This window comes from Nostoc mirabile CHAB5784 (genome assembly GCF_020829645.1).
Lineage (GTDB): Bacteria > Cyanobacteriota > Cyanobacteriia > Cyanobacteriales > Nostocaceae > Nostoc > Nostoc mirabile.
This window is the reverse complement of the sequence record NZ_JAIVFS010000052.1, coordinates 48,615-57,641: the sequence shown is the minus strand read 5'-3', so window position 1 is coordinate 57,641 and position 9,027 is coordinate 48,615. Positions and strand designations below refer to the sequence as shown.

Genomic DNA, 9,027 nt, shown 5'->3' with positions numbered 1-9,027 from the left:
TTACCTCTTCTCAATTAATCGTAGCTATCGTCTGTGCCACTCTGCGCGATCGCTGCCGTAAATGCCAGTTGAGCAAATTCTTACATTGCCAGCTTTCTGCGCTTTCCTATCCGTCGAACTCACGTTAGTTTATTGTGAAGAGTGGGAGAATGGGATGGGATAAGGTGGGAGCGATGCCTGCGGCGGTAAACTACGCATCGTATCCCATTGCATTTCCATATTTAGGATTCAAGATTATTAGGTTAAGCCAATGATTTCTCATCAAGCTGCTAGCGCAAGGCATACAGATTAAAAATCTTAGAACCCTTGAAAATAGGTTCCTGCTCAATTGTAATTTTGCTCAGTCCGTGTTCTTTTAGTAAAGTTGTAATCTTTTCGACTCTGCTATCAAAATCATGAACTTCAACGACCACTTGCTTGATTATTTGCCAATGCGGTTCTTCTATGCCTAACAGTACATCTAACTCGCTTTTCTCCACATCCACTTTTAGCAAATCAATCTGCTGAATATTATGATTGCTAACGATATCTGATATGGTTCTCAACTGGCAATTGACTGGTTCTATTTGAAAAGCTTTTTCTAATTTAAAGTCGAGAATAAACGATCTAAGGAATGGAGGAAGCCAACGGAGCCAACGAATAAATGGAGGAGCATCTTTGAGATTTTTCAGGACAGTCCTCTTTAATTGGTCTCGATCCTCCTTTAAGCCTTCTGGGTATGCATTAGATAAAGGTGTAGCGTTGGGATAGTAAGCAAAGGTCATTATCTTTGCCTCCCTTGAAAGTCCACAGGGAAATACTCTCAGTTTTTCTGGATCAACACGTTGAGTATTAGCGTGTAGCACATCAAAAATAGCTGGGATAGGCTCGAACGCGTATACATTAACATTTTGATTACACAGATGATATACGCAAAGGGTAAATAAACCAATGTTGGCTCCCACATCAAAAACAGTATCACCCTCGTGTAACTCTATCCCATTCCTGAAATATTCCTGGATTTGTTCGTAAAGAGTCAGTACTTCTTCTTCTCGCAAATAAAAGATTTTCATCCCATTGGGAAGTATAGTTTCGCGAGTTAATGTCATATATAAATCCCCAATGTAATAAAACTAAAGCAACAATTCTCTGAAAAATTCCCGGATCATTTAGCATCAGAAAGTACAGGCTTTCCTGTAGCAACGACCTGTTCCACAATATCAATGGCTCGACTTACACCCCCTGCTTTCTGAATCGCCTCTTGTAACCTAACTGCATTTTTTTTATAAGAATCTTCCGTCAACACCTTTTGGATAGCGGCTCGTAGCTTCGGAACATTCACACTACTCAGGGGTACAGCTTCACCAGCACCAGCCCAAGCTACACGCGCTGCTACTCCTGGTTGATCGTTGGCAACGGGAATGGCAACCATTGGCACCCCATTTTTTAGGGACTCCAAAGTCGTATTCATACCCGCATGAGTAATGGTAAGAGTCGCTTTTTGCAGCAATTCTAATTGCGGTGCATAACCAACAACCAGAGGATTTCCGGGCAAACTTCCCAAAGACTCTGGAGTTGCAGAACCACCTAATGAAATCACTAGTTGGGCATCCAAATCATTACAAGCTTCGGCAATAGATTTGAAAACTCCCAATAGGCGATTTTGGACAGTCCCCATTGAAGCGTAAATCAATGGTTGTCCGGTTAACTTTTCATCAGGAAAATCAGGAACTTCCCGACCAGTTGGACTATGATAAGGGCCTGTGAAATGGAAGCACTGGGGCAAATTTTCCCTTGGGAATTCCAATTGGGCAGGCTGTTGACTAATTTGAGCTAGTGGGGAATAATTTTCATTGGCACTGAAGTGTGGGGGTAACTTCCACTCTCGGCGATAGTCAGCTATTACCTCTCTAATTGGTTTGCCGATCCGATCCAACAACTTATAACCCACTCTGTTACGCAGTTGTGCCCACCAAGCTCGGTTATAGCCCCAGTTTGTTATAAACGGGGGAACACTTTCTTCTCGATTAAGTACCACAGCACTGCAAATGGTAATAAAGGGAAGTTCTAAAAAGTCTGCAACAGTTCCGCCCTCTGGCATCACCTGATCTACTAAAAGTGCATCCACACCCGCTTCTTTAATTGCTGGTGGTGCATCCCTGAGCATAACATCTGCCCCTTGCTTGAGCAGATTGACGGTATATTGCAATGCAGCAAGTCCACTCAACTCCCCCAACTTAGCCAAGGATTCTGCCGTCACCCCAGAAGGAAACTGAGATTCGCCAATCGCCCTAAATTCTAATCCTGCGGCTAGTGTCTGCGGTTGAGCATCGGAAAAGCCGAATAGGGTAACTTGATGACCCCGATTTTGCAGTTCTTTTCCCAAGGGAAGCATAGTGTTGAGATGACCAGTTGATGCTGGACAGATCAGTCCAAAATGAGTCATAGTTCTTGCTTCTGTTTATTTACAATGATGTATACCAGAAAATAGGTACATAGGAGCAAAGAAAAGAATTTTTGTTGAGTTAAACTTGCCTATTGGAGTTTCAAGAACTTATCTAAAGCTGTTACCATGCTAGGCGGCCAACGGCGGATATTTGTTACCCAGTTGATATCCTTATAACGGCTATCAAGTCCATAAGCTGCCACCCAATTACTTTCAGCTTCCCCTTGTTCTCCATTTACCCAATATGCAGCTGTCAGGGCAGCACGCATATCAGCAAATTGGGGGTATTTACGGACAATATTTCGCATCTCGCGAATTGCTTTCTCTTTTTGACCAGTTTCATAAAGAGCCAGGGCGTAGTTAGCACGGGCGAAGGCAAAATTCGGGGCTATCTCATTAGATTTTTTGTAGTCTGCGATCGCATCTTCCCACTTACCCAAACCTGTTTTGGCATTTCCCCGATTGTTATAAGCCATCGCATCATTAGGATCGAGTTCTAAGACATGATTATAATCTGCGATCGCATCATCCCATTTTCCCATCCCTTCCAACGCCGCACCCCGATTCAAATATGGATCGGTGACATTCGGTGCTAGTTCTATGGCTTTGTTATAATCTGCCAGCGCCTCTTGTAACTTATTCTGACTCACCCGCGAATTTCCCCGGTTACTCCACGCCCCTGCATTAGTGGGAAATTGCTCAATAATTTTTGTCCAGTAAGTTTCAGCCGTCGCAAAATCACCTTGATTCGTTGCTGTAAAAGCTTGATTTGCCCACTCATCACCTTGTTTTAACTGTTCTTGAGTAATGGGCGGTTGAGATTGTGCCATGACTGGAGTACCCCAGCCAAACACAAGTAACAGACTGAGAAAAATACCAATCAACTTAATCATCTAGGTTTACCTAATTTGTCATTTGTCATTTGTCATTTGTCATTGAGCATGGGGCAGAGGAATGGAGTTCAAAGGCTCATTAAAGGAGTTCAAAGACTCATTAAAGGAGTTCAAAGACTCATTAAAGAAGTTCAAAGACTCATTAAAGGAGTTCAAAGACTCATTAAAGAAGTTCAAAGGCTCATTAAAGGAGTTCAAAGGCTCATTAAAGGAGTTCAAAGACTCATTTACGAGTATCAATGCCCCATGCCCCATGCCCATAATTACAATAATGACAATTGTTCATTAGGGGGCGTGAATCCCAAATGCTTGTATGCTGCCTTTGTCGCCATCCTGCCGCGATGAGTTCTAGTTAAATACCCAATTTGCATAAGGTAAGGTTCGTACACCTCTTCAATTGTTTGAGTATCTTCGCCCGTCGCTGCTGCCATTGTTTCTAACCCTACTGGGCCGCCGTTAAATTGTTCAATTATCACACTCAGCATTTGGCGGTCTGTCCAATCTAAACCGCAAGGATCTACTTGGAATAGTTGCAATGCCTCAGATGCAATGCTTTCATTAATCTCCCCAGATATTTTTACTTCCGCATAATCACGTACACGTTTCAGTAGCCTATTAGCAATGCGTGGCGTTCCGCGTGAACGACGGGCAATTTCTGTTGCACCATCTTCTGTGACGGGGGTTTTGAGTAATTGAGCGGTTCGCAGTACAATTTTAGTCAGTTCGTCAACTTCGTAAAATCGCAGTTTTTGAATCAAACCGAAGCGATCGCGCAGTGGTGAAGTTAAAGCACCCACACGCGTTGTAGCACCCACTAGAGTAAACTTTGATAGCGGCAAACTTCTAATCCGAGCGCTAGAACCCTTACCAATAGTTATATCTAAGCGATAATCTTCCATCGCTGGATAGAGAATTTCCTCCGTCATCCGCGAGAGGCGATGAATTTCATCCACAAATAAGATATCCCCTGGTTTCATGTTCACCAGTAGCCCGACAATATCCCGTGGACGTTCTAGCGCTGGCGCACTGGTAATTTTGTAATTTACCCCCATTTCCGATGCTAAAATCATTGCCATTGTAGTTTTGCCCAATCCCGGCGGCCCATAGAGCAGCAAGTGATCCAACACCTCACCACGAGACTTGGCTGCTTTGATGGCAATATCTAGCACATCCTTTAAATCTTTTTGCCCAATGTAATCAGCAAATCGGTGCGGTCGAATACCTTCTTCTTGCTGTTCTTGCTCATCAATAGCAGCTTCAGGCTTCAAAATATTTTCTGTGGATGGTGCTTTCGCCGACTCTCGACGCTGCTTTGGTTCTCCGTTGGGTTCTGGAGGCTGTTTTTTCGAGGAGATTATCGCCATAATTCAGCTATCTACTTTTAAGGGAACAGAATAATTCGTAATTCGTAATTCGTAATTCGTAATTAGGAATGGGGGGAGGCAGGAGGAGAAAGAATAACCAATGCCCAATGCCCAATGCCCAATGCCCAATGCCCAATGCCCGTGAAAATTTTAGTTTGAGAATACCCGCGCTAATTTAAAATTTAAATTCCGGTCAATTATCCAGAAGTACAAAAGTTATTATGTTATCTAAAAGAATCTTACCGTGCTTAGATGTGAAGGCGGGACGGGTTGTAAAAGGAGTTAACTTTGTAAATCTCCAAGATGCAGGCGATCCGGTAGAACTGGCCAAGGTTTACAATGAAGCCGGTGCTGATGAGTTAGTATTTCTGGATATTACAGCTACTCATGAAGACCGAGCTACTATTTTAGATGTGGTCTACCGGACTGCTGAACAGGTCTTTATTCCATTGACTGTGGGTGGTGGCATTCAATCCTTAGAAAATGTTAAAGCTTTGTTACGAGCCGGCGCAGATAAGGTTAGTATTAATTCTGCGGCGGTGCGTGATCCAGACTTGATTAATCGGGCCAGCGATCGCTTTGGTAATCAGTGCATAGTTGTTGCTATTGATGCCAGACGCAGAAATAACCCGGAGAATCCAGGTTGGGATGTGTATGTGCGGGGTGGCAGGGAAAATACAGGCTTAGATGCTCTACTGTGGGCACAAGATGTTGAAAAACGGGGGGCCGGTGAACTGCTAGTCACAAGTATGGATGCTGATGGGACTCAAGCTGGGTATGATATTGAGATAACACGGGCAATTGCCAATGCTGTAGAAATTCCAGTCATTGCTTCTGGTGGTGCAGGTAATTGTGAACATATCTACACAGCCCTAACTGAAGGTAAAGCTGAAGCAGCATTACTTGCATCCCTGTTACATTACGGACAATTAAGCGTAGCAGAAATCAAAAATTATTTGCGCGATCGCAATGTACCAGTAAGAACATTTTCTTAACCCACTATTTAGCATTTAATGACATCCATCTAAGGTTAGACACACTTCCCTGAAAGGGTGTTAATATTATTTTACAAGTATTAACAAATATTAAAAAATATGTTGCTTCCTATTTTACTTTTTGATGTCGCCCTGGTGGCGTGGTCGCTGCACTTGATGGAAAAAGCTTACGAGAGTAAAGAATTTTCTCTCATGTTGGCTGGTACATTAGTTGCTCTGGCTGCTGCTGCCATGTTAGTAGTTTACTTTTTGATGGGGCACTGTATGACCTATTTGTTGCAAGTGTCGTTGTGAGTGCCCAGTGGTTGAGGAGATATTAAAAATTTAGTTTCCACAAAAAGCTTGACAAAGTACCAATATTCAAGCGAATATATATAATGGATTTTAAGGGGTTATAGCGCAGTTGGTAGCGCACCTCAATGGCATTGAGGGGGTCAGCGGTTCGAATCCGCTTAGCTCCATTTTTAACAGGCTAACTCTATTACTTAATAGAGAGGGTTAGGAAGATTTTTCAAAAGGTTTTAAATGCTTGTCTACCTAGCCAGTCTCGAAAGTTGGAATGATAGAGACTGTAATGAGTTTCTGAGGCTATTCGTTTTTGCTGTAAGAACTCTAGCCAATTTTCTAGCACTTCTTCAACTTCATACTCATCAGTATCAATGATTTGTGCGATAGCTTCCACTGATATTACTGTTTGCTGCTGGATTAAGACATTTAATACATCCGTGCTATGTTCCGTCCCTTGTTCGGGTGGAAACATTTTATGTAAATGCTGCTGATAATATGCTTCTAAACCAGGCGGGAGTTGATTGGACTGGAAAGATTCTGGGTAGAAATTTTCTGCGTTAGCGTAGCTTACCGAAGGTATCGCACTTATTATCTGACTGAGATACATGAAATTATTTTCGCTTAAAGTGGTGAGGCGATGCCTAACGGCAAGCTGCTTTGCATCTACGCAGAATTCTTGCTCATTAATATGATGATTACTCAGCCAAGATTTAAGATCCTCCCTAGCCGTTAACAACGGGGAAACATTGCCCCCCTTGAAAAGGGGGGTTGGGGGGATCTCTTGAGGGGTTAAGTAATTTTGAATATATGCTTGAATATCCCGCCGATTTTCTTCTGGATAATCTGCTAAATCAAGACTTTGTGACGGTGTTTCAATTAATAAACCCGATTTCTCCCGCAAAAAAGGTCTACGAGTGAGGAGGAAATAGACACCATCCGGGAGATAGCGGGGGAGATAAAACAGATTTGTACCAGGTGGTTGGCTGTTACGGTCAATGCAATTCAACCCATCAATGGCAATTATCAGTTTTTGATCAGGTTCTAACTCATCACTGATTTGCTGGAGAAGACTAGAGAAAAACCAACTTCCCTCTGTGGCGTTATCAGGGAGGGAGGTGTAATTAAGCGAGTATTGATTAATGAGTTGCGTGCAGATATTTCTGAGAAATTCGTCAGCACGATTTTTACCCTCAAGTTCGGCATTGTAATAAATAACTTGAAGATTGTTTGTCACATATTTGGCGAAGATGGCACTTTTACCGCTACCGGGTGCGCCAATGATAGTGAAGTAACCCTGGTTATGGCGATGGAGAAAGTTGTTAATAGCGGTGAAGACAAATTCACGACCGACAAAGTTGTGGCTTTTTTCTTGAATGATTTGCTCAAACTCCGTTGGATGTCCTCTGGAATTGATTGTAGTCGGTGGTTTGGGTGGTGAGTTCATAATTTTGGAGAATAATTAAAAGATGAGACAACAGTGGAGGTGGCGATGTCTGTACAATTGCTAAGACGGAAATTCACAGTTGAGCAATATCATAAGATGGTTGAGTCGGGGATTCTCACAGAAGATGACCGAGTGGAATTGATTCGGGGAGAGATTATTGAGATGTCGCCGATTGGAACAAAACACGCTGCTTGTGTGAAACGGTTAAACAAACTCTTGTCTCAGAAGTTACGGGATAGAGTTCTCATTGCTATTCAAGACCCTGTGGAACTGAACGATAACTCAGAACCTCAGCCAGATGTCGCATTACTTAAGCCCCGTGATGATTTCTACGCCACTGCACACCCCCAACCCCAGGATATTTTTTTACTAATTGAAGTGTCTGATTCGACTGTGATGTATGACCGGGAAGAGAAAATTCCTTTATATGCACAAGCAAACATTATTGAAGTTTGGTTAGTAGATATTAACGAGGAAATTGTGGAAGTTTATCAACAACCAACAGCCGCAGGATATGAGCATATTCAAAAGTTCGCTAGCGGTCAAACTTTATCAATTAAAGCCTTCCCTGATGTAAACATTAGCATCAACTAAATTCTCGGTCACTAGTATCCTGTGTAGTTTCTTAATTACTAATGACACATAATACCAATTCTCCAAAATAAAGCTACAAATGGACAGCAGGGAAGCAGGGAGCAGGGGGAGTATTATCTGTAGTCAGGACTTAGAAAATAGGTATAAAAAATGACAAATAACAAATTACGAATTACATCCCATTTCCTCCAAATGCAAAAAATGCACCCTACCTGATTTCTCCCCTGCCACAATTGTCATAACATCTGCTGCAACTGCACAGCAATAAATGGAAGTATCTCCTGTGAAGGTGACAATGATTTCCCTAGTTGCTAAATTCCAGACTTTGAGGGTGTTGTCATCTGAACCAGAAATCACCCGTTGCCCATCGGGGGTGACGACGACTGCTCTTACCCACTGACTATGACCAGTGAGGGTGAATAGTTCTGCCCCAGTTTCCAGATTCCAGACTTTGAGGGTGTTGTCAACTGAACCAGAAATCACCCGTTGCCCATCGGGGGTGACGGCGACTGCACTTACCGAGTGACTATGACCAGTGAGGGTAAATAGTTCCACCCCAGTTTCCAGATTCCAGACTTTGAGGGTCTTGTCCCCTGAACCAGAAATCACCCGTTGCCCATCGGGGGTAATGGCGACTGCACTTACCCAGTCGCTATGACCAGTGAGGGTGAATAGTTCCGCCCCAGTTTCCAGATTCCAGACTTTGAGGGTGTTGTCCCATGAACCAGAAATCACCCGTTGCCCATCGGGGGTAACGGCGACTGCTCTTACCCACTGACTATGACCAGTGAGGGTAAATAGTTCCACCCCAGTTTCCAGATTCCAGACTTTGAGGGTCTTGTCCCCTGAACCAGAAATCACCCGTTGCCCATCGGGGGTAATGGCGACTGCACTTACCCAGTCGCTATGACCAGTGAGGGTGAATAGTTCCGCCCCAGTTTCCAGATTCCAGACTTTGAGGGTGTTGTCCCATGAACCAGAAATCACCCGTTGCCCATCGGGGGTAACGGCGACTGCTCTTACC

10 protein-coding genes and 1 tRNA gene are annotated in these 9,027 nt (G+C 43.4%); 5 read left to right on the top strand and 6 right to left on the bottom strand.

Features of this window, described 5'->3' with window-relative positions; genetic code table 11:
* Positions 1-269 precede the first annotated feature (269 nt).
* From LC653_RS26920 to LC653_RS26910, 3 genes are all read right to left on the bottom strand, one after another.
* Positions 270-1,088: an FkbM family methyltransferase gene (locus LC653_RS26920; RefSeq protein WP_229497735.1), complete on the bottom strand. Its 819-nt coding sequence runs from the start codon at positions 1,086-1,088 to the stop codon at positions 270-272.
* 56 nt (positions 1,089-1,144) lie between these two features.
* The gene (locus LC653_RS26915; RefSeq protein ID WP_229497734.1) at positions 1,145-2,425 is read right to left on the bottom strand and encodes a glycosyltransferase; all 1,281 of its coding nucleotides are present in this window, start codon (positions 2,423-2,425) and stop codon (positions 1,145-1,147) included.
* Between the two features lie 89 nt (positions 2,426-2,514).
* On the bottom strand, positions 2,515-3,318 hold the full coding sequence (locus LC653_RS26910) for a tetratricopeptide repeat protein (RefSeq protein WP_229497733.1): 804 nt from the start codon (positions 3,316-3,318) through the stop codon (positions 2,515-2,517).
* A 61-nt stretch (positions 3,319-3,379) separates the two neighbouring features.
* Between LC653_RS26910 and LC653_RS26905 the strand changes: the two genes are divergently transcribed.
* Positions 3,380-3,607 carry a hypothetical protein gene (locus tag LC653_RS26905; RefSeq protein ID WP_229497732.1) on the top strand — a complete coding sequence of 76 codons (228 nt, stop codon included), beginning with the start codon at positions 3,380-3,382 and terminating at the stop codon, positions 3,605-3,607.
* Here the strand turns inward: LC653_RS26905 and ruvB are convergent.
* On the bottom strand, positions 3,582-4,682 hold the full coding sequence (gene ruvB / locus LC653_RS26900) for a Holliday junction branch migration DNA helicase RuvB (protein WP_190935508.1): 1,101 nt from the start codon (positions 4,680-4,682) through the stop codon (positions 3,582-3,584). The genes LC653_RS26905 and ruvB overlap by 26 nt on opposite strands.
* A 221-nt stretch (positions 4,683-4,903) precedes the next feature.
* Between ruvB and hisF the strand changes: the two genes are divergently transcribed.
* From hisF to LC653_RS26885, 3 genes are all read left to right on the top strand, one after another.
* Complete coding sequence (hisF, locus tag LC653_RS26895; RefSeq protein ID WP_229497731.1) at positions 4,904-5,677, top strand: imidazole glycerol phosphate synthase subunit HisF; 774 nt, start codon at positions 4,904-4,906, stop codon at positions 5,675-5,677.
* A 99-nt stretch (positions 5,678-5,776) separates the two neighbouring features.
* The gene (locus tag LC653_RS26890; protein WP_012410736.1) at positions 5,777-5,971 is read left to right on the top strand and encodes a hypothetical protein; all 195 of its coding nucleotides are present in this window, start codon (positions 5,777-5,779) and stop codon (positions 5,969-5,971) included.
* A 94-nt stretch (positions 5,972-6,065) separates the two neighbouring features.
* Positions 6,066-6,138 (top strand) — tRNA-Ala (locus LC653_RS26885).
* A 50-nt stretch (positions 6,139-6,188) separates the two neighbouring features.
* On the opposite strand, the gene LC653_RS26880 is transcribed toward LC653_RS26885, so the two are convergent.
* Complete coding sequence (locus LC653_RS26880) at positions 6,189-7,409, bottom strand: P-loop domain-containing protein (protein ID WP_229497730.1); 1,221 nt, start codon at positions 7,407-7,409, stop codon at positions 6,189-6,191.
* Positions 7,410-7,454: 45 nt separating this feature from the next.
* On the opposite strand from LC653_RS26880, the gene LC653_RS26875 reads away from it, so the two are divergent.
* The gene (locus LC653_RS26875) at positions 7,455-8,003 is read left to right on the top strand and encodes a Uma2 family endonuclease (protein ID WP_229497729.1); all 549 of its coding nucleotides are present in this window, start codon (positions 7,455-7,457) and stop codon (positions 8,001-8,003) included.
* A 165-nt stretch (positions 8,004-8,168) separates the two neighbouring features.
* Here the strand turns inward: LC653_RS26875 and LC653_RS26870 are convergent.
* The coding region (locus LC653_RS26870; RefSeq protein ID WP_229497728.1) for a WD40 repeat domain-containing protein at positions 8,169-9,027 on the bottom strand (859 nt) is incomplete at its 5' end.